The organism is Burkholderia sp. L27(2015) (assembly GCF_009765705.1).
GTDB lineage: Bacteria > Pseudomonadota > Gammaproteobacteria > Burkholderiales > Burkholderiaceae > LMUX01.
This window is the reverse complement of the sequence record NZ_LMUX01000016.1, coordinates 336,270-356,391: the sequence shown is the minus strand read 5'-3', so window position 1 is coordinate 356,391 and position 20,122 is coordinate 336,270. Positions and strand designations below refer to the sequence as shown.

Annotated in this window: 16 protein-coding genes; 5 read left to right on the top strand and 11 right to left on the bottom strand. The window is 60.6% G+C overall.

The features are described from left to right. Positions 1–153 precede the first annotated feature (153 nt). The 5 genes from pstS to GSQ77_RS09535 all read right to left on the bottom strand — a co-directional run bounded on the left by pstS (position 154) and on the right by GSQ77_RS09535 (position 6,638). Complete coding sequence (gene pstS, locus GSQ77_RS09555; RefSeq protein WP_158901412.1) at positions 154–1,185, bottom strand: phosphate ABC transporter substrate-binding protein PstS; 1,032 nt, start codon at positions 1,183–1,185, stop codon at positions 154–156. 200 nt (positions 1,186–1,385) lie between these two features. After that, positions 1,386–2,741 (bottom strand): phosphoglucosamine mutase, encoded by a 1,356-nt coding sequence (gene glmM, locus GSQ77_RS09550; protein WP_158901410.1) that lies wholly within the window; start codon positions 2,739–2,741, stop codon positions 1,386–1,388. 92 nt (positions 2,742–2,833) lie between these two features. Then, on the bottom strand, positions 2,834–3,625 hold the full coding sequence (folP, locus tag GSQ77_RS09545; protein WP_158902899.1) for a dihydropteroate synthase: 792 nt from the start codon (positions 3,623–3,625) through the stop codon (positions 2,834–2,836). Between the two features lie 286 nt (positions 3,626–3,911). Then, positions 3,912–5,810 (bottom strand): ATP-dependent zinc metalloprotease FtsH, encoded by a 1,899-nt coding sequence (gene ftsH, locus GSQ77_RS09540; protein ID WP_158901408.1) that lies wholly within the window; start codon positions 5,808–5,810, stop codon positions 3,912–3,914. A 174-nt stretch (positions 5,811–5,984) separates the two neighbouring features. Continuing rightward, a complete protein-coding gene (locus tag GSQ77_RS09535) occupies positions 5,985–6,638 on the bottom strand; it encodes an RlmE family RNA methyltransferase (protein ID WP_158901406.1) in 654 nt (217 codons plus the stop codon). Positions 6,639–6,979: 341 nt separating this feature from the next. On the opposite strand from GSQ77_RS09535, the gene GSQ77_RS09530 reads away from it, so the two are divergent. Beyond that, positions 6,980–7,507 (top strand): YhbY family RNA-binding protein, encoded by a 528-nt coding sequence (locus tag GSQ77_RS09530; protein WP_158901404.1) that lies wholly within the window; start codon positions 6,980–6,982, stop codon positions 7,505–7,507. Between the two features lie 84 nt (positions 7,508–7,591). Here the strand turns inward: GSQ77_RS09530 and GSQ77_RS09525 are convergent, their stop codons facing one another. The 6 genes from GSQ77_RS09525 to gloB form a co-directional block, all read right to left on the bottom strand. Next, positions 7,592–8,056 (bottom strand): DUF4149 domain-containing protein, encoded by a 465-nt coding sequence (locus GSQ77_RS09525; protein ID WP_158901402.1) that lies wholly within the window; start codon positions 8,054–8,056, stop codon positions 7,592–7,594. Positions 8,057–8,071: 15 nt separating this feature from the next. Next, on the bottom strand, positions 8,072–8,548 hold the full coding sequence (greA, locus tag GSQ77_RS09520; RefSeq protein ID WP_158901400.1) for a transcription elongation factor GreA: 477 nt from the start codon (positions 8,546–8,548) through the stop codon (positions 8,072–8,074). Between the two features lie 285 nt (positions 8,549–8,833). After that, a complete protein-coding gene (carB, locus tag GSQ77_RS09515) occupies positions 8,834–12,088 on the bottom strand; it encodes a carbamoyl-phosphate synthase large subunit (RefSeq protein WP_158901398.1) in 3,255 nt (1,084 codons plus the stop codon). 124 nt (positions 12,089–12,212) lie between these two features. Next, the gene (gene carA / locus GSQ77_RS09510) at positions 12,213–13,349 is read right to left on the bottom strand and encodes a glutamine-hydrolyzing carbamoyl-phosphate synthase small subunit (protein ID WP_158901396.1); all 1,137 of its coding nucleotides are present in this window, start codon (positions 13,347–13,349) and stop codon (positions 12,213–12,215) included. Positions 13,350–13,769: 420 nt separating this feature from the next. Beyond that, on the bottom strand, positions 13,770–15,713 hold the full coding sequence (locus GSQ77_RS09505; protein WP_158901394.1) for a transglycosylase SLT domain-containing protein: 1,944 nt from the start codon (positions 15,711–15,713) through the stop codon (positions 13,770–13,772). A gap of 175 nt (positions 15,714–15,888) precedes the next feature. Next, entirely contained in the window at positions 15,889–16,695 is an 807-nt protein-coding gene (gene gloB, locus GSQ77_RS09500; protein WP_158901392.1) for a hydroxyacylglutathione hydrolase, read from the bottom strand. Positions 16,696–16,875: 180 nt separating this feature from the next. Here gloB and GSQ77_RS09495 point away from each other — a divergent pair, with 180 nt between their 5' ends. The 4 genes from GSQ77_RS09495 to GSQ77_RS09480 all read left to right on the top strand — a co-directional run bounded on the left by GSQ77_RS09495 (position 16,876) and on the right by GSQ77_RS09480 (position 20,118). Further along, positions 16,876–17,784: a methyltransferase domain-containing protein gene (locus GSQ77_RS09495; protein WP_158901390.1), complete on the top strand. Its 909-nt coding sequence runs from the start codon at positions 16,876–16,878 to the stop codon at positions 17,782–17,784. Beyond that, positions 17,784–18,227: a ribonuclease HI gene (gene rnhA / locus GSQ77_RS09490; protein ID WP_158901387.1), complete on the top strand. Its 444-nt coding sequence runs from the start codon at positions 17,784–17,786 to the stop codon at positions 18,225–18,227. Before GSQ77_RS09495 ends, rnhA begins: the two co-directional genes overlap by 1 nt. 62 nt (positions 18,228–18,289) lie before the next feature. Continuing rightward, positions 18,290–19,000, top strand: coding sequence for a DNA polymerase III subunit epsilon (gene dnaQ / locus GSQ77_RS09485; protein WP_158901385.1), 711 nt, complete (start codon positions 18,290–18,292; stop codon positions 18,998–19,000). Between the two features lie 2 nt (positions 19,001–19,002). Next, positions 19,003–20,118: a succinylglutamate desuccinylase/aspartoacylase family protein gene (locus tag GSQ77_RS09480; RefSeq protein WP_158901383.1), complete on the top strand. Its 1,116-nt coding sequence runs from the start codon at positions 19,003–19,005 to the stop codon at positions 20,116–20,118. Positions 20,119–20,122 lie beyond the last annotated feature (4 nt).

Genomic DNA, 20,122 nt, shown 5'->3' with positions numbered 1-20,122 from the left:
CGATGCGAACCTACGGACACCCGCGGGCACGCACCATGAAACATCGTTAACATCGATTCGTTCAGCACCACGGCGCGCGCCGTGGCGCTGAACGTCCAAGCAACGCCGCGGAGCGTCGTCGCTTGTGATTGCTACTTTCGCTACGTGTGCTGCTTACTGCGTCAGTGCCTTACCCGATGCATCCTTGATATTGGCCTTCCACTTCGCGCGGATCTGGTTCACGACCGATTCCGGCAGCGGAATGTAGTCGAGTGCAACCGCTTGGGCCGAGCCCTTTTGCAGCGCCCAGTCGAAGAACTTCAGCGTCTCCGTGCCTTGGTCCGGCTTGTCTTGCGTGTTGTACAGCAGCACGAACGTCGCGCCCACGATCGGCCATGCTTGCTTGCTCGGCTCGTTGGTCAGGATCTGGTAAAACGACTTCGACCATTCAGCGCCCGCAGCAGCCGCTTTGAACGTATCGGTATCTGGCGTTACCTTGGTACCCGCGGCGTTGATCATGTCGGCATAGGTCATCTTGTTTTGCTTGACGTAAGCCGATTCCACGTAGCCGATGGCGCCCGGCAGACGCTGCACGAAAGCAGCAACGCCGTCGTTACCCTTGCCGCCCGTACCAACCGGCCAGTTAACCGTGGTGCCTTCGCCAACCTTGGTCTTCCATTCGTCGTTCACTTTCGACAAATAGTTGGTCCAAATGAAGCTGGTGCCCGAACCGTCGGCACGGCGCACCACCGCGATATCCGTATCCGGGAGCTTGAGGCCCGGGTTCAGTTTGACGAGCGCCGGGTCATTCCATTTCGTGATCTTGCCCAGATAGATATCGCCCAGCACTTGGCCGTTCAGTACGAGCTGGCCCGGGTTGATACCCGGCAGGTTCACCACCGGCAACACGCCGCCGACTACCGTCGGGAATTGCAGCAGGCCGTCTTTAGCCAGCTCATCGTCTTTCAGGGGCATATCCGAGCCGGCGAAATCCACCGTCTTGGCCAGAATTTGCTTGATCCCACCAGCCGAGCCGATGCCTTGATAGTTGACCTGACCGCCGCCAGCCTTCTGATACGAATCAGCCCATTTCGAATAAATCGGAGCGGCGAACGTGCTACCAGCGCCGGTGATGTTGGCGGCGAAAACCGCCGTGCTCATCATTGCACCAGCGATGCCGGCGATCGTCGTTTTCATCAGATTCATGTGTACTCCATCGTGCGTTGACAGGAAATTATTATTCGAGATTTCGACACGAAGCTTAGGGTTTGAAAATGACACTCTCGTGACAATCAGCCCCTTAGCATGTCAATTATATTACTGACACGCTTTCGTCATATGTTGCATGGCCGTATCTAATCCCTACCCGTCAACCCCTGTCTGCCCCGTCTGCCCCGTCTGCCCCGTCAGGCGGTCGCCTCCCGCACGACTTTGGCAATGGTTTCCGAATGATGTTTCGCCGCTTTCTCGCTGCTCGCCTCGACCATCACGCGCAGCACCGGCTCCGTACCCGACGCCCGGATCAGTACGCGCCCGCTGCCTTCGAGCTCGGATTCCGCTTGTGCGATGGCGGTTTGGATCGCCGCGCTGTCTTTCCAATTGGCGTTGGGCTGCATGCGCACATTGATGAGTTTTTGCGGAAACAGCGTGAGTCCGTCGAGAATCTCGTCGAGCTGCTGGCCGGAGCGCTTGATCGCGGCCAGCACCAGCAGCGCCGAAACGATGCCGTCGCCCGTGGTATGCCGATCCAGCGAGAGAATATGCCCCGAGCCTTCGGCGCCCAACTGCCAGCCTCGCTCGCGCAGTTGCTCCAGCACGTAACGGTCGCCGACCGCCGCACGCACGAAACCCACGCCGAGCTTTTTGAGCGCGACTTCGACCGCCATATTCGTCATCAGGGTGCCGACCGCGCCCGCCACTTTGCCGTCGGTCAAGAGGCGGTCGCGCACCAGTACGTAAAGAAGCTCGTCGCCATTGTATAAGCGCCCCTGCGCATCGATCACCTGCAGCCGGTCGGCATCGCCGTCCAGCGCGATACCGAGGTCGGCGTGGTTGGCGCGCACAGCCAGCGCCAGTGCGTCCGGCGCGGTTGCGCCGAAGCCATCGTTGATATTGAAGCCGTTGGGCTGATTGCCAATCGGAATCACGTCGGCGCCCAACTCGTGAAATACGTGGGGAGCGATGTCGTAGGCGGCGCCGTGGGCGCAGTCGATCACGAGTTTCAGGCCGCGCAGGTCGAAATTGCCTGGGAACGTACTTTTGCAAAATTCGATATAACGCCCCGCCGCATCGTCGAGCCGTCGGGCCTTGCCGAGCTGCTCGGACGCCGAGCAGACCATAGGCTCGTCCAGTTGCTGCTCGATTTCGGTTTCGACTTCGTCGGGCAATTTATTGCCGTCGGCGGAAAAGAATTTGATGCCATTGTCGTAGTAAGGATTGTGCGACGCGCTGATCACCACGCCCGCTGCCAGGCGCAACGCCCGCGTCAGGTACGCGACGCCCGGAGTGGGCATCGGGCCAGCCAGCATGACGTCGACTCCGGCTGCAGAAAACCCGCTTTCCAGCGCGGCCTCGAGCATATAGCCGGACACGCGCGTGTCCTTGCCGATCAGTACCGTGGGGCGCTGGCCACCTTTGCGCAGATCAGCTCCGGCCAAGACCTTGCCGGCCGCATAACCCAGACGCAGGACGAAATCGGGCGTGATCGGTGCATCGCCTACCCGACCGCGTATGCCATCCGTACCAAAATAACGACGACTCATCGTGTTCTTCCTGTGTTGTGCCGGGTGTGTCGAGTCGCGTTGCGTTGCGTCGAGTCTCGCCCCGGCTTGGTCTAAGAATGTCTACCGAATGTCTACTGATGACCGCCCTGCGCCGCCCTTACCGCCTGCCAAACCTTCAATGCGTCGACCGTGGCCGCGACATCGTGAACTCTGAGCAGCTTCGCGCCACGCTCCGCGGCACACACGGCCGCGGCAACGCTGGCGGCAACGCGCTCGGCGGCAACCGCCCGCCCGGTCACGGCGCCCAGCATCGATTTGCGCGAGATACCGGCAAGCAGCGGCACGTCGGTCGGGGCCAGATCACTCAAATGTGCGAGCAAGGCGTAATTATGCGCGACGCTCTTGCCAAAGCCAAAGCCCGGATCAACACTGATGCGCGCGCGCACAACGCCCGCCTGCTCCAGCGCCGCTACGCGCTGCGCGAGAAAATCGCGTACCGCAACCACCACATCGTCGTATTCCGGCTGTTCCTGCATGTTGCGCGGGTCGCCCGCCATATGCATCACGCACAAACCGCAGTTCGCGTCGGCCACCGCTTGCACGGCGCCTGGCTGGCGAAAACCATAAATGTCGTTGATCAGGTCGGCGCCAGCGGTCAGCGCTGCCTGCATCACAGCGGGCTTGTAGGTATCGACCGAGAGCGGCACGCCGCAGTCGCGCAAGGCGTCGATCAGCGGTATCACACGGTCCAGTTCCTGCTGTAGCGGCAACGCGGTTGCGCCAGGCCGGCTCGATTCGCCCCCGATGTCGATCAAATCCACCTGCTCGCACAGCATCTGCTCGGCTTGGCGCAGCGCCGCGTCGCGCGCCAGAAAACGGCCGCCATCGGAGAAAGAATCCGGGGTTACGTTCAAAATGCCCATGACCAGCGGGCGATCCAGTGTGAACCGGTAGCGGCCACACTGAAAGGTGCCGGCGACGTCGACGGCAGCTTCGCTGGTGGCTTTGTTGGTGACTTTGCTCGCGGTTTTGCCGCCGGGCTTGCTGCCGACAGCATTCGCGACGGGAGGAGCGGAGGATGGCTTCACGTGAACGACTGTCCAATCAGGAAAAATTCGGGAATGATCATAAAAAAACGGGCTGGTGTGATGGCACCAGCCCGTTTGTTGCCTGCTTGCACTACGCTTGTTTCCCGAGCCGACTGCGCCCTTAGGCGGCGGCGGTTGTGCTCGCCGGCTTGACGTCCGTGGCCGGCGTTCCCCCGCCAGGAGGCGTATCGTTCGTTGCCGTGTTGGTCTGGGTCGAAACCTTGGGCGGACGCGGCGGGTTGCCCGCCATGATGTCGTCGAGCTGATTCGCGTCCAGCGTTTCCCATTCGAGCAGCGCCTTGGTCATCGCTTCGACCTTATCGCGATTCGCTTCGAGCAGGCCACGTGCATGTCCGTACTGTTCGTCAAGAATGCGACGAATCTCGGCATCCACCTTTTGCTGGGTCGCTTCGGACACTGTTTTGGACGACATGCGTCCGAACATTCCGTCTTGCTCGGTATCCACGTACACCATGGTGCCCAGCACATCCGACATGCCGTAACGCGTCACCATGTCACGCGCCATTTTGGTGGCGCGTTCAAAGTCGTTCGAAGCCCCCGTGGACATCGAATTCAGAAACACTTCCTCCGCGGCACGCCCGCCGAAAAGAATGGCGATTTCCTCGAGCATCTTGTCGCGATAAGCGTTGACGCGGTCGTGTTCCGGCAACTGCCACGTCACGCCCAACGCCCAACCACGCGGCATAATGGTGACTTTGTGGACCGGATCGGCGTGCGGCAGCAGCTTGGCTACGACCGCATGTCCAGACTCGTGATACGCCGTATTGCGACGCTCTTCTTCACGCATCACAGCCGACTTGCGCTCCGGACCCATGAAAATCTTGTCCTTGGCGTCTTCGAAATCCTGCATTTCCACTACGCGCTTGCCACGTCGTGCCGCGAACAATGCCGCCTCGTTGACGAGGTTGGCCAAGTCGGCGCCCGAGAAACCGGGGGTACCGCGCGCCACCACCGATGCGTCGACGTCGTTCGAAATCGGCACCTTGCGGATATGCACCTTCAAGATGTGCTCGCGACCGCGAATATCGGGCAGACCGACGAACACCTGGCGATCGAAACGGCCCGGACGCAGCAATGCTTTATCCAGCACGTCCGAACGGTTGGTCGCAGCAATCACGATCACGCCCGAGTTCGCTTCGAAACCGTCCATCTCGACCAGCATCTGGTTCAAGGTCTGTTCGCGCTCGTCGTTACCGCCGCCCATGCCGGCGCCGCGATGACGGCCTACAGCATCGATTTCATCGATAAACACGATACACGGTGCGTGTTTCTTGGCTTGCTCGAACATGTCGCGCACACGCGCAGCGCCCACACCGACGAACATTTCAACGAAGTCCGAACCGGAAATGCTGAAGAAAGGCACCTTGGCTTCGCCCGCAATCGCGCGCGCGAGCAGCGTTTTACCTGTACCGGGAGGGCCGACCAACAGCACCCCTCGTGGAATTCGCCCGCCTAGCTTCTGGAATTTCTGCGGATCGCGCAGGAAATCGACCAGCTCGGCGACCTCCTCCTTCGCTTCGTCGCAGCCCGCCACATCGGTGAAGTTAACCGTGTTGTTGTTTTCGTCGATCAAGCGAGCGCGCGATTTCCCGAACGAGAACGCGCCGCCTTTGCCGCCGCCCTGCATCTGTCGCATCATGTAGAACCAGAAGACGATGATCAGCACGGTGGGCCCGAGGTAATACAGAGCCGACATCAATGCGTTGGGTTCGTCATCGGCCTTGCCGCTCACCTGTACGCCGTACTTCATCAGATCGCCGACCATCCAGATGTCGCCTGGGGAGACAATCTGATATTTGTTGCCATCGGCTGGTGTGACAGTCAGGTTACGTCCCTGTACCGTCACAGACTTGACTTTGCCCGTCTTCGCGTCATCCATGAATTGCGAATACGTAACGCCTTCCTGCACGCGCGGCTTATCAAACTGCTTGAACACCGTAAACAGCACCAGTGCGATCACCAACCACACCGCTGCCTTAGAAAGCATATTGTTGTTCAAAGCAACACTCCTTCACAAATATTGCAGGCCTTTGCGTGCCAATAATCCATTCTAATCCAGTCCGCATGCCCCTGCTATAGTGAATAACTAAGGCGGGAATAGACAAACTCGGACAAACCCGAACGACCCGGGACTTCCACGCGCGCCCGGACTAACCGGAACGCACGTTTGTTTTCAACTCTGCGCTTTCAACACGCGCCCCAGGATAAATGTCTCTGCCGATTTATCGCGCGACGCCTTGGGCTTGCGAGACGCTACGATCTTGAACTGCTTTTTGAATTTTTCAACGATTTGGCTATAGCCGCTGCCGTGAAAACATTTGACGAGTAAAGCGCCCTCGGGTTTCAAATGCTGCGCGGCGAACTCCAGCGCCAAATCGCACAGATGCTCCATACGAGCAGAATCCGCGGTTGCCACACCCGATAGGTTGGGGGCCATGTCCGAAAGTACAAGGTCTATTTGATGAGCGCCTACCAATGCGTCGAGTTGGGTGAACACTTCTTCTTCGCGAAAATCGCCTTGAATGAACCGCACATCGGCGATGGGCTCCATGGGCAATAGGTCGAGCGCGAAAATGAAGCCGTCGATCGAGCCGTCTGCGCGGCGTGCGCCCTGCGCAAGTTTGTTGCGCACGTATTGCGACCAGCTACCCGGCGCCGCGCCAAGATCGACGATCGCCTGCCCCGGTTTGATCAGTTTGTCCTGCTCGTCGATTTCCTTGAGTTTGTATGCCGCGCGTGCGCGATATCCCTCGCGTTGCGCCAATTTGACGTAAGGATCGTTGATGTGATCGTGCAGCCAGGAATGATTAAATCTGTTTTTTGCCATTAAATTTACTGAAAACCTGCGTTTTTGGCGGATAATGCGGACTTCCATCGTGGGTCCGCTGTATGTGTCAGAAGCACTGGCAAGTCGCGCCTGTCGAGCGCGTCGGTTATGCCTTGTGCTGACGACCCCGATATTTCGCCAGGGGCCATTATCCACTATCTGCGGATCTTACCCTTGCCGTGGGTCCTGCGCCGGTTTCTGCGACGTGGTTTTTACTGCTACGTTGCTACAGCTATGCTTTATTGCCACGTTTAGCTGCCACGCTTAACTGTTACTGATACAGACCGTGCCAGACCGGCAGCTACCGCGCCCCGTATTTTTGTTGAGTTCAGAGTTCCTTAATGCCAGCCAAAGCCGCAGTCTCCCTTTCCGCCGCGCAGCGCACCGCCCTGCGCGCTCAAGCCCATGCGCTCAAACCCGTCGTCATTATCGGCGCCGACGGTCTGACCGATGCGGTATTGGCCGAAACCGAACGCAATCTGACCGCGCATGAGCTGATCAAGATTCGCGTATTCGGCGATGACCGCGACGCGCGCGTTGCCATCTACGAAAGCATCTGCGAACGGCTGAAGGCCTCGCCCGTGCAACACATCGGCAAACTGCTGGTGGTGTATCGCCCGGCGCCCGAAGCGCATGCCGAATTGCCCAGCGCCGGCCGCGCCCTATCGGGTACGGAATCCGGCACTCCGGCCAAAGGCCGCGCTCCCCGGGTGGTCAAGATCATCAAGGCGAACGCTTCGGCGTCGCGTCGTCCGAAGCCGGTCAAAGTGCTGGTTCGCGGCAATGAGCGCATGACGGCAGGCGGCACGGTCAAACGCGCCAAAGTACGTCAGGCCAGCGCGAAGCGCCAGCATCAGGGCACGAAGTAAAGCGGCGGGTTCGCGCGGGTTCGGGCCCACCCCCGCCAACCCGCGCGGGCCAACCCGGTCTGCCCAGTCCCGCCGCCTAACGTCCTAAAATACGCGCGACGAAAACGGCAAACGCCACACCAAGACGATGCCGAACAGGCTTTCCAGCCCATAAAGCACGCTCGAAACCCCGTGCAGCAGGCCGAATCGCGCCGCATAAGCCGAATGCCCGATATCGGTGCCCGCCCTCGCAGCATCGGTGAGCGCGGCACTCATAAACGGCGCCAACGCGAAATACCCTATCAGCGTGCACAACAGCATGCCCAACAGAGGCCACCGCAGGCGTCGATAAGCGACATCCCCGCGCCGGACCATATAATTGCCGAGCGCCAGCATCAACACCCCGATCGCGGCCCCCAGCAATGCCTCCAGGTAGAACATATGGCCGGCCAACTGCCCTGCACTGCCGCGTTCAAGCGTGCTGAACAGGACCGGCGCGACCAGATAGCCGACGGTTAGCTGGCTACCCACCCAGATCGTGGCCAATAGACGGAACAGACGATGCGGCATCGGTTCTACACGCGCTCAGGAATACCGGACTTCGACGATCTCATACTCACGCACGCCGCTCGGAGCCTGGACCGCCGCAATATCGCCTTCCGACTTGCCGATCAACGCCCGTGCAATCGGCGAGCTGACAGAAACCAGCCCATGTTCGAGATCGGCCTCGTCGTCGCCGACGATCTGATAGGTGACCTTGTCGCCAGTATCCAGGTCTGCCAGGTCGACCGTCGCGCCGAACACGACACGGCCATCGGCATCGACCGTGGACGGATCGATGATCTGAGCAACTGACAGCTTGCCCTCGAGCTCGATGATGCGGCCTTCGACAAAAGCCTGTTTCTCCTTGGCGGCATCGTACTCGGCATTTTCAGATAGATCGCCCTGTGCGCGTGCCTCGGAGATCGAATTGATCACCGACGGACGTTCTACCGATTTGAGCCGATGCAGTTCCTCTTTCAGGAGCTCGGCGCCACGTTTGGTCAGCGGAATGGTACTCATAAGCAACTCATAAAATACTTCAGGCCGCAGCGGTCGAATACAGCGAAATTCAGCGAAGTACCGCGGCGACTTACAGCAAATGCCCCGCCGAATACGCCACCCCATCCGCCGCGATAGCCGATTTGCACATGCCGCTGCAAAGTCGGTCACAGAATTCGATTGCTAGATCCAGCCTATAAAAAAATCGCCGCAACCCGGTTGCATTCGCGAAGCGCAAACGCAACCGACCGCGGCATGGTGTTCAGGCGACCCCGACTAGAGAGCCGACCCGATCGATCTGACTCGTTAGTGTAGGCGAGCGTGCAGCCCTTGTAAATCATACACCTCGAGATCCTTCAGATAGCGCAGGCCCTCCACTGCCGCGCGCGCGCCCGACATGGTCGTGTAGTAGGTCACGCGGTTGGCTTGTGCGCTGATCCGGATCGAGCGGGAGTCAGCAATCGCCGTGCGGGTTTCATCGACGGTGGTGAACACCAACGCAATCTCGCCGTTCTTGATCATGTCCACGATATGCGGACGTCCATCCTTGACCTTGTTGACGACCTTGACCGGCACGCCAGCCGCTTCGATGGCCGCGGCCGTTCCCTTGGTCGCAACCAGCGGGTAGCCCAGTTCGTGCAGCAGGTGCGCCACTTCGACCGCCATCGGCTTGTCGCTGTCTTTCACAGTCAGCAATACGGTGCCGCGCTCAGGCAAGCGCGATCCCGCCGCCAGTTGCGACTTGAACAGCGCTTCGCCGAAGGTCTTGCCCACGCCCATCACTTCGCCGGTCGAACGCATTTCAGGTCCAAGCACCGGATCGACGCTCGGGAATTTGTTAAACGGGAATACCGCTTCCTTGACACTGAAATACGGCGGAATGACTTCCTTCGTGACGCCCTGGTCGACCAGCTTCTGACCGACCATGCAACGCGCGGCGATCTTGGCCAATTGCAAGCCTGTCGCTTTCGAGACATAGGGGACGGTGCGCGAAGCACGCGGGTTCACTTCCAGCACGAACACCACGTCGGTGATTGTGCCGTCGACCTGCGGAATCTGCTGGATCGCAAATTGCACGTTCATCAGCCCGATCACATTGAGCGCGCGCGCCATCGCCGCGGTTTGACGCTTCATTTCGGCCACCGTGGCTTCGGAGAGCGAATACGGCGGCAGCGAGCACGCCGAATCGCCCGAATGCACGCCGGCCTGTTCGATGTGCTCCATCACGCCGCCGATGAACACATCGACGCCGTCAGAGATGCAATCGACATCGCACTCGATCGCATCGTTCAGGAAGCGGTCGAGCAGCACCGGCGAGTCGTGCGAAACCTTGACCGCTTCGCGCATATAGCGCTCGAGATCACGCGGCTCATGGACGATTTCCATCGCGCGGCCACCCAGTACATACGAGGGACGCACCACCAGTGGATAACCGATTTCTTCAGCCAGCCTGAGCGCCTCGTTCTCGGCACGCGCGGTGCGATTCGGCGGTTGGCGCAGGCCCAGCTCATGCAACAGTTTCTGGAAGCGCTCGCGATCTTCTGCGGCGTCTATCATGTCCGGCGAGGTGCCGATGATAGGCACACCGTTGGCCTCGAGATCGAGCGCCAGCTTCAACGGCGTCTGACCACCGTACTGAACGATCACGCCCAGCGGCTTTTCCTTGTCGACGATTTCCAGGACGTCCTCGAGCGTCAGCGGCTCGAAATAGAGACGATCGGAGGTATCGTAATCGGTCGACACGGTCTCGGGGTTGCAGTTGACCATGATGGTTTCATAGCCGTCGGCACGCATGGCCAGCGCGGCATGCACGCAGCAATAATCGAACTCGATGCCCTGCCCGATCCGGTTCGGGCCACCGCCCAACACCATGATCTTCTTGTTGTTGGTCGGCTGCGCCTCGCATTCCTCTTCGTAGGTCGAGTACATGTAGGCGGTCTTGGTGGCGAATTCCGCCGCGCAGGTATCGACGCGCTTGTACACCGGGCGAACGTCGAGCGCAATGCGCTGCGCGCGCACGTCTTTCGAGTTCGTACCCAGCAACTTGGCCAGTCGGCGATCGGAGAAGCCGCTTTGCTTCAGATAGCGCAATTCCTCGCGCGTGACGCTGGACAGCGCACGGCCCGCCAACGCCTTTTCCTTCAAGACGATTTGTTCGATCTGGGCCAGGAACCACGGATCGATAGACGTTTCCTGATGAATCTCGTCAAGCGACATGCCGATACGGAATGCGTCGCCCACGTACCAGATGCGATCCGGACCGGCCTCGCCGATTTCCTCGACGATTTCGTCGCGATCGACGGATTTTTCGTCCAGACCGTCGACACCCACCTCAAGCCCGCGCAACGCCTTCTGGAACGATTCCTGGAAGGTGCGACCGATGGCCATGACTTCGCCGACCGATTTCATCTGCGTGGTCAAGTGCGGATCGGCTTCGCGGAATTTCTCGAAGGCGAAGCGCGGAATCTTGGTCACCACATAATCGATCGACGGTTCGAACGAGGCTGGCGTCTGACCACCGGTAATCTCGTTTTTCAACTCGTCGAGCGTATAGCCGATCGCGAGCTTGGCCGCGATTTTGGCGATCGGGAAACCGGTCGCCTTCGAGGCCAATGCCGACGAACGCGACACACGCGGGTTCATTTCGATGACGATCATCCGGCCGTCGGCCGGGTTTACCGAGAACTGCACATTCGAGCCGCCGGTATCGACGCCGATCTCGCGCAACACCGCCAGCGAGGCGTTGCGCATGATCTGGTATTCCTTGTCGGTGAGCGTCTGCGCCGGCGCGACGGTGATCGAATCGCCGGTGTGGATGCCCATCGGATCGAGGTTTTCGATCGAGCAAACGATGATGCAGTTGTCCGCTTTATCGCGCACTACTTCCATCTCGTATTCTTTCCAGCCCAGCAGCGACTCCTCGATCAGCAGCTCGCGCGTGGGCGACAGGTCCAGGCCGCGTCGGCAGATCTCTTCGAATTCTTCGCGGTTATAGGCGATTCCGCCGCCCGAGCCGCCGAGCGTGAACGACGGCCGGATCACCACGGGGTAGCCGCCGCTACCAGTCTGCAGCGCGATCTGGGCTTGCACCTTGAGCGCTTCTTCGAGCGAGTGCGCAATGCCCGATTTGGCTGAACCAAGGCCGATGCGCGTCATCGCTTCCTTGAACTTCTGACGATCCTCCGCCATGTCGATCGCGGTCGGCGACGCACCGATCAGCTCGACGCCGTACTTGGCCAACACGCCATGGTGATGCAGATCAAGTGCGCAATTCAGGGCGGTCTGACCGCCCATCGTCGGCAGGATCGCGTCGGGACGCTCCTTGGCGATGATGCGCTCCACCACTTCCCAGGTGATCGGCTCGATGTAGGTCACGTCCGCCGTATCCGGATCGGTCATGATGGTTGCCGGGTTGCTGTTCACCAGGACAACCTTGTAGCCTTCTTCGCGCAATGCCTTGCAGGCCTGCGCGCCGGAGTAATCGAACTCGCACGCTTGGCCGATGATGATCGGACCGGCGCCGATGATGAGGATGCTTTTTATGTCTGTGCGCTTCGGCATAGAACTCTCGCTTGTGTAACTTTTAACTAACGTATAACTGACTTGTAACGCTGGATGACGCGTAACCCCTGACGATCAAAGCCGCCGGCCCGCTTCGACCGGCTGTGCCCGCATAGACTTAAGCCTACGCCTGTCGCGCCGCCATCAGGGCGGTGAAGCGATCGAACAGATAAGCCAAGTCATGCGGGCCAGGCGACGCTTCCGGGTGACCCTGGAAGCAGAACGCGGGCTTGTCGGTCAGGGCGAAACCCTGCAAGGTGCCATCGAACAGCGAAACGTGCGTGACGCGCGCGTTGGCCGGCAAGGTCGCGGCATCCACGGCGAACCCGTGATTCTGCGAAGTGATCACGACACGGCCATCTTCCAAATCCTTGACCGGGTGGTTGGCGCCGTGGTGACCGGTTTTCATCTTCATGGTCTTGGCGCCTACGGCCAGGCCCATGATCTGGTGACCCAGGCAAATGCCGAAGGTCGGCACGCCGCGCTCGATAAACTCGCGGGTGGCTGCAATCGCGTAATCGCAAGGCTCCGGATCGCCCGGGCCATTCGACAAGAAGATGCCGTCCGGATTGAGCGCCAGCGCGTCCGCGGCGCTCGCTTGCGCGGGCAGCACCGTCACGTCGCAGCCCCGTGCAGCCAGCATGCGCAAGATGTTGTATTTCACGCCGTAGTCGAAGGCGACCACTTTGTACTTCGGATTTTCCAGTGCGCCGTACCCTTCGCCGAGACGCCATACGGTCTCGGTCCATGAATACGCCTGGGTCGTCGATACAACCTTGGCCAGATCCATCCCGGCCAAGCCTGGAAAAGCCCGCGCCAGTTCCAAGGCGCGTTCGACGTTGTCTTCGCCGGCCAGGATGCAGCCGTTTTGAGCGCCTTTTTCGCGCAAAATCCGGGTCAAGCGGCGCGTATCGATACCCGCCAATGCAACGATGCCCTGCTCGCTCAGATAAGCGGTCAGAGACTGTTGCATGCGGAAATTGGAATCGCGCACCGGCAGATCGCGAATGATCAGCCCGGCAGCATGGATTTTCGAGGCTTCCACGTCTTCCGAATTGACACCGGTGTTGCCGATATGCGGATAGGTCAGCGTCACGATCTGACGCGCGTAGCTCGGATCGGTCAGGATTTCCTGATAGCCGGTCATGGCAGTATTGAACACGACTTCACCGACCGTGTGGCCGGGCGCGCCTATCGAGTAGCCACGAAAAACCGTGCCGTCAGCGAGCGCAAGCAGGGCGGGAGAAAAAGACGGCAACACGGGAGACTCCTTGCGGGAACACCCTGCTGCCGACCTGTCGTCCGGGCCAAACCCGCTCGCCGCGGATTCGACGCGCAAAGCAGCGCGATCCGAGGACTGGGCAGGTGGCATCCACGCGGACATCGGGCGACTGACGGGCCATCTCAACGCTGGCGGCAAAGCTCTGCCGGCAGGGGCGTGGGGCGGTCAGGCGGCGGCGTGCGCAGCGGACGAACGGAATGGAGACGGTAGGCGCTAGGGTGCGGGTTGAATGACTTAAACCTTTCAATTATACCCTGCAAGGCCTCTTCTTTCCAGCCTCAAGCGCAAATTGCCGGTGAGTTTGTCCCCTTATGCGCCCGCTTCGGTACCCGTGCGGCTGGCTCGCCGCGCCAAGTCTGGCGGGCGTCCGCCGCAGGCCCGCGCGGGCGGAAAACCCGGTTAGCTGTCTTGCTTCTTGCGGGTTTTTTCGGCGTTGGCGATAGGCTTGCCGTGCGCGTCTACTGCGGCCTTGACCGGACCCTTGCCGCCTTTGGCCGGTGTCACCGCACGCGCAACGGCGGGTGCAGTCGCTTTTGCCCCGGCCTTTGCGGCCGGGTGCTTGGTGGCGGCCTCGGGCGGCGCCTGAACAGCCACCGTCTTCGTCACAAGCGCTTTGGATGCGACCTTGGACGATACGCGGGCGACTGGCTTAGCCACGGACGTTCTGCCACGCGTTGACGTAACCGCGGCAGCTACGGTAGCCCCGGGCGCCGTATCGCGCGCGACACTGACCGCCCGGCCGCCGCGAGTCGTGGCTTGAGTTGAGCCCTTCTTGCCGCCTTTGACCGGCGCCTTGCTGTCGATTTGATCCGACACCTTGATAATGCCGCCGCTTACCGTGGGTGCGTCCACACGCACGGTACCGAGGCGCTCCACCCGACCACCGGACGCACGCGGTTCCACCGCAGCCTGCAACAAACGTGGCGCTGCGGGCTCTACGGGCACGGCTTTGTCGACGGGCAAATGCAGGAAAACGGTCTGCCCTGGCGTGAACGAGGTACGGCGCGTCTTGTTCCAGGACTGGATCTGACCGATCGAGACGTTATAACGCAGCGCCAATTGCGCAATCGTTTCGCGCTTGCGCACTCGAACCAGTACTTTGCGGGTATCGGGCAAATCCGGCTCGATCGACAGCACCGCGTTCTCGACGACGTCGGCGCTGATGTCATCCACGTTGTCTGCCGTCTTGGGCACCAGCAGTGTCGACCCCGATTTCAGCCGCATGCCGGTCGGAATCTTGTTGATCGATACCAACGTATCGGCATCGACACCGATGCGCTGAGCCAGCGCCGCCGGCGTTTCGCGGGTGGTGACGGTATAGGTGGTCCACGACGACAGCGGACCATCATGGGCACGCAAATTGCGCTCGAATATCTGCGCGTTATCGAACGGCAGCAAGATCGGCGAGTCGCTGGATCCCACGATCAACGGCTTGCGGAACGACGGGTTCAACGCCTTGAATTCGTCGAGCGGCAATTCCGCCAGTTGGGCTGCCACATCGACATCGATGTCATGCGAAGTCTTGACGCTGACGAAGTAAGGACGATTCGGTACTTCCGGCAAGGTCAACCCGTACGTCTGCGGGTTCGCGATGATGTCCTTCACAGCCTGCAGCTTGGGAACGTAATTTCGCGTCTCGGCCGGCAACTTCAGGCTCATGTAGTCGGTCGGCAACCCGGCCGCCTGATTGCGCGCAATGGCACGCTGCACATTGCCCTCGCCCCAGTTGTAAGCTGCCAGCGCCAGATACCAGTCGCCGAACATATCGTGCAGGCGCGACAAGTAATCGAGCGCCGCGTTGGTCGACGCCAGCACGTCGCGCCGTTGATCTTGAAACAGGTTCTGCTTGAGGTTGTAGTCGCGCCCCGTGGTCGGGACGAACTGCCACATGCCAGCCGCCTTGGCGACCGAGAGCGCCTGCGGGTTATACGCCGACTCGATAAACGGCAGTAGCGCGAGTTCGGTCGGCATATGCCGCTGCTCAAGCGATTCGACGATGTGGTACAGGTATTTCTGCGAGCGCTCGGTCATGCGCTGCACATAATCGGGCCGGGTCGTGTACCAGTTCAGTTGGGTCTGAACCAAATCGCCATCAAGATCGGTCAACTGGAAACCATTGCGGATACGCCCCCAGAGGTCGCCCTGGCCCTTGGCCAACGCGTCGACTGAGTTGTGATCCAGATCGATGGTTTGATCCGCTGTCGCTTTGCGCAGCGAGGGATCGACTTCGAATTGGGAATTAGCTGTAGCGTTGGCGCCGGCGGCGTTACCTGAGGTCTGTGTGCCCTGCGTGGCGCAAGCGGCCAGCAGCAAGGTCAGGAGTGCGGTCAAAATCAGGCGCATCGGGGTATTTGCTTCCTATTGTAACGACTCGGGCAATGCTCCCGGACGAAACTGATCCTAAGGTACGGAACCAGCTTCGTCAATGCATAGACCCAAAAAAAGGCTTAAAAATTCGATACATAACGCAGGGAACTCGCCCTAAACGTGAGGTCGGGCGGGGGTTGCGTTTGCGTCCCTATTTGAAACGGTCTTTCCACGCGCGCAAGACCGTGAAGGTCTCAAGCCGATCTCCGCTCACCGCGCTCGCGGCTGCGCCCAGCGCTTGCTGCAGCGATGCCTGGAGCTGCGGCGCGGCCGAGCGCAAGAACGGATTGACCCGTTTCTCGTGGCCCAGCGTAGTGGGCACAGTGGGCGTACCTTGCCCACGCAACCGCTGTGCCTCGACTTCCCAGGCCTGTAAATCGAGGTTGTCTGGGTCCGCGGCCCGCGCGAAACGGATATTCGACAGCGTATATTCGTGGGCGCAATGCACACGCGTTTCGTCGGGAAGTGCCGATAGTGTGTCCAAGGACGACAGCATTTGCGACGGCGTACCTTCGAATAAACGCCCACAGCCGCACGCGAACATCGTATCGCCACAAAACACCCGTGGCGTGCGCCCCGCCATGAAATAGGCGATATGGCCGCTGGTATGGCCCGGCACATCGAGCACCGCGAGCGACAACGCCGGTGCGCTGAGCTCGACCCGGTCGCCGCCTTCGAGACGATCGGTGATGTGAGCGATCGCTTCATGCCGGGGGCCGAACACGGGAATGTCGCGCCCGTTTAGCAACTCGGCCACACCACCGACATGGTCGCGATGATGGTGCGTGAGTAAAATGGCGCTCAGGCGCAGGCCGTGCTCGCGCAGGCTAGCCTCGACCGGCGCCGCGGCGCCGGGATCGACCACCACGGCATCCTGCCCATCGGAGAGCAACCAGAAATAGTTGTCTTCAAACGCAGGGATCGTAAGGCAATCGAGTACAGAAAGTTTGTTTTTCATGGAAATCACGGTTGAAGCTGCCGAAAATTCGAATTGACGAATAAAAAGAGCCAGAAAGCCCCAGAAAGACCCATAAAGACCCGGCTGCTTTACACTGGATCTTTTACAAGGTCCGCCGATTCACTCGCAAAGTCGCCGCCACTAAAATAATGCATGACATGATGCGCGCTAAATTTCACCATGGCTGATCGCCCGATTATAGATTGGCCGGCGTGGACCGTCTCTCCGCCCGGCCGGTACGTGCTCGATTGGGAGCAGTCCCAGCTCGACCAGGTCGTGTCGAACATCTTTGGCTACCACGCATTGCAACTCGGCATGCCGCAGCTTGATGCACTGCGGGAAAACCGGATGCCCTACCGCGGCCTGGTGCTGGATGCTGCATTGGGCACCAGCGCGCCGTTCGCATTGCCAGGCGCGACGATGCAGGCGAGCGGCGCATCGGCGCAGGACTCGAGGCAAAAATCGGCCGTGGCCCCGAGCAGCCCCGCTGGGCGCAGCACCATCTGGTGCGATTTTCTCGAGCTGCCTTTCGACGCACAAAGCGTGGATTTGCTGGTTCTGCCGCACACGCTGGAATTTACCCCCAACCCGCACGGCCTGCTGCGCGAGGCGGAACGGGTGCTGATGCCGGAAGGACAACTGGTAATCCTGGGCTTCAATTCGCTGAGCTTGTGGGGCGTGCGCCAAACCGTGAGCCGTATGACGGGGAGTCAGTTTGTTCCGGCTGCGCACGATCTGATTGCGTTCAATCGGATCAAGGACTGGATCAAATTACTCGGCTTCGAACTGGACCGCGGCCGTTTCGGCTGCTATCGTCCGCCCCTGCTCACCGACAAGTGGCTGGCACGCTGCGCATTCATGGAGGCCGCGGGCGACCGGTGGTGGCCGATTTTCGGCGCGTCGTACATGATTACCGCCATCAAGCGCGTCACCGGCATGCGCCTGATCGGCAAGGCGTGGGCAACAAAACCGGCGCTCGCACCCGCGTTGGCGCCGGTGGCGACACCGCACGCCAGCACCGAATTTTCCATCGCGAACGTATCGGCTCGCGAATTTATCAACACAGCACGTAGTGAACCCGCAAAATAATGGATCAACCCGCGATTGAGATTTACACCGACGGCGCCTGCAAGGGCAACCCTGGCCCTGGCGGCTGGGGCGCCCTGATGCGCTTCGGCACCCAGGAAAAAGAGCTGTTCGGCGGCGAAGCCCTGACCACCAACAACCGCATGGAACTGATGGGCGTGATCGCCGCGCTCGAAGCGCTGAAACGTCCCAGCCAAGTGGTGGTCTATACCGATTCGCAATATGTGCAAAAAGGCATCAGCGAATGGATACACGGGTGGAAGGCCAAGGGATGGATGACGGCCGCCCGCGCGCCGGTCAAGAATTCCGATTTGTGGAAACGGCTCGATGCGGCAACCCAGACGCACAAGATCGAATGGCGCTGGGTCAAGGGCCACGCCGGGCACCCAGAGAATGAACGCGCCGACGCACTGGCCAACAAGGGCGTTGCCTCCATCGCTGCCTGACGTATCACGACGGGCATCGCGATGATTCGCCCTACTTTCACCCTGTTATCGGAACGCCCAGCATGCGACAGATAGTCCTCGATACTGAAACCACCGGCCTGAATGCCCGCACCGGCGACCGCGTCATCGAAATCGGTTGCGTCGAGCTATTCCAGCGCCGTCTCACCGGCAATAACCTGCATCTCTACATCAACCCCGAACGCGAAAGCGACCCGGGCGCGTTGGCCGTCCATGGATTGACCACCGAATTTCTCAGCGACAAGCCGAAATTTCGCGAAGTGGCCGACGCGCTCAGAGATTTCATCGACGGCGCCGAGGTGATCATTCATAACGCGCCGTTCGACCTGGGCTTTCTCGATGCGGAGTTCGCGCTGCTGGGCCGCCCGCCGTTTCGCGCGTCCTGCGGCAATGTGATCGACACGCTGGTCGACGCTAAAGCCATGTATCCGGGCAAGCGCAATTCGCTAGACGCACTGTGCGACCGGCTGGGCGTGAGCAACGCGCACCGTACGCTGCACGGCGCACTGCTGGATTCGGAGCTGCTGGCCGAGGTTTATCTGGCAATGACGCGCGGCCAGGAAAGCCTCGTGATCGACATGCTGGGCCATGCCGGCGGCGGCACTGGCGGCATCGACGGCCCGTTGATTGCGCTGGACGCACTGGAACTGCGGGTGCTCTCGGCCAGCGCCGAAGAGTTGGTCGCGCACGATGCGCTGCTCGACGGCATCGACAAAGCCGTCAAAGGCCCCTGCGTCTGGCGCACTGAGAGCTGATCATGCAAACCCAAACCCATCCGCTGGTTTCGCCCACGCTGGGTACGACGCGCAGTATCGTCAGCTTCCACTTTGGCGACGAGCGCGGCGAAAAGATCTATATCCAGGCCTCGCTGCATGCCGATGAGCTGCCTGGGATGCTGGTCGCTTGGCATCTGCGACGGCGGCTCGTCGAGATCGAAGCGGCGGGCCAACTGCGCGGCCGGGTCGTACTGGTGCCCGCGGCGAACCCGGTCGGCTTGAGCCAGCAGTGGTTGGGGCGCATGGTGGGCCGATTCGACGCCAACACCGCGCAAAATTTCAACCGCAACTTCTATGACCTGAGCGCGCTGATCATGCCGGGGATCGAAGCCAAGTTGAGCGACGATCCCGATCAGAACCGCAGCGTCATTCGTGCGGCGATGCGCAGTGCACTCGACGAGCAGACGCCCGGCACCGAGCTTGAATCGCAGCGCCTCGCGTTGCAACGCCTCTCTTATGACGCGGACGTGGTGTTCGATTTGCACTGCGACTGGGAAGCCGTGATGCATGTGTACACCAATCCCGATCGTTGGGAGGAAGTGGAGCCGCTTGCGCGTTATCTGCAAGCCCATGCTTCGTTGCTGGCGCTGAATTCGGTGGGTAATCCGTTTGACGAGATCCATAGTTTTTGCTGGTCGGACTTGCGCGCGCGCTTTGACGAGCGCTATCCGATTCCGCACAGCGCGATCTCGGTGACGGTGGAGTGCCGTGGTCAGACCGATGTGACGCATGACTATGCGCGGCAGGACGCCGAAGCCATCATTGCGTATTTGCAGCATCGGGGCGTGATCGATGGACCCGCGCCGCCGTTGCCTGACCTGCTCTATCCCGCCACGCCGCTGGCCGGGTCGGAACCGATTACGGCGCGTAGCAGCGGTGTGCTGGTGTACCATGCCGCGCCGGGGGATTGGGTCAACGCGGGGGACACGGTGGCGGAGGTGATCGATCCGTTGACAGACACCGTGCAGGTTTTGACGGCGAGTGTTGCCGGTGTGCTGTATGCGCGGCATGTGGCGCGTTTTGCGACGACCGGGATGGTGGTGGCGCATGTGGCTGGGGCGACGCCGTTTCGCGATGGAGCGTTGTTGTCGGCGTGAGGCG

Bases quoted from the DNA above. Each gene is read 5' to 3' on its own strand.
- greA (WP_158901400.1), bottom strand. From the start codon at position 8,548: ATGAGTACCATTCCGCTGACCAAACGTGGCGCCGAGCTCCTGAAAGAG.
- gloB (WP_158901392.1), bottom strand. From the start codon at position 16,695: ATGAAAAACAAACTTTCTGTACTCGATTGCCTTACGATCCCTGCGTTT.
- GSQ77_RS09535 (WP_158901406.1), bottom strand. From the start codon at position 6,638: ATGGCAAAAAACAGATTTAATCATTCCTGGCTGCACGATCACATCAAC.
- rnhA (WP_158901387.1), top strand. From the start codon at position 17,784: ATGGATCAACCCGCGATTGAGATTTACACCGACGGCGCCTGCAAGGGC.
- glmM (WP_158901410.1), bottom strand. From the start codon at position 2,741: ATGAGTCGTCGTTATTTTGGTACGGATGGCATACGCGGTCGGGTAGGC.
- pstS (WP_158901412.1), bottom strand. From the start codon at position 1,185: ATGAATCTGATGAAAACGACGATCGCCGGCATCGCTGGTGCAATGATG.
- carB (WP_158901398.1), bottom strand. From the start codon at position 12,088: ATGCCGAAGCGCACAGACATAAAAAGCATCCTCATCATCGGCGCCGGT.
- GSQ77_RS09530 (WP_158901404.1), top strand. From the start codon at position 6,980: ATGCCAGCCAAAGCCGCAGTCTCCCTTTCCGCCGCGCAGCGCACCGCC.
- GSQ77_RS09495 (WP_158901390.1), top strand. From the start codon at position 16,876: ATGGCTGATCGCCCGATTATAGATTGGCCGGCGTGGACCGTCTCTCCG.
- GSQ77_RS09480 (WP_158901383.1), top strand. From the start codon at position 19,003: ATGCAAACCCAAACCCATCCGCTGGTTTCGCCCACGCTGGGTACGACG.
- dnaQ (WP_158901385.1), top strand. From the start codon at position 18,290: ATGCGACAGATAGTCCTCGATACTGAAACCACCGGCCTGAATGCCCGC.
- folP (WP_158902899.1), bottom strand. From the start codon at position 3,625: ATGGGCATTTTGAACGTAACCCCGGATTCTTTCTCCGATGGCGGCCGT.
- GSQ77_RS09505 (WP_158901394.1), bottom strand. From the start codon at position 15,713: ATGCGCCTGATTTTGACCGCACTCCTGACCTTGCTGCTGGCCGCTTGC.
- GSQ77_RS09525 (WP_158901402.1), bottom strand. From the start codon at position 8,056: ATGCCGCATCGTCTGTTCCGTCTATTGGCCACGATCTGGGTGGGTAGC.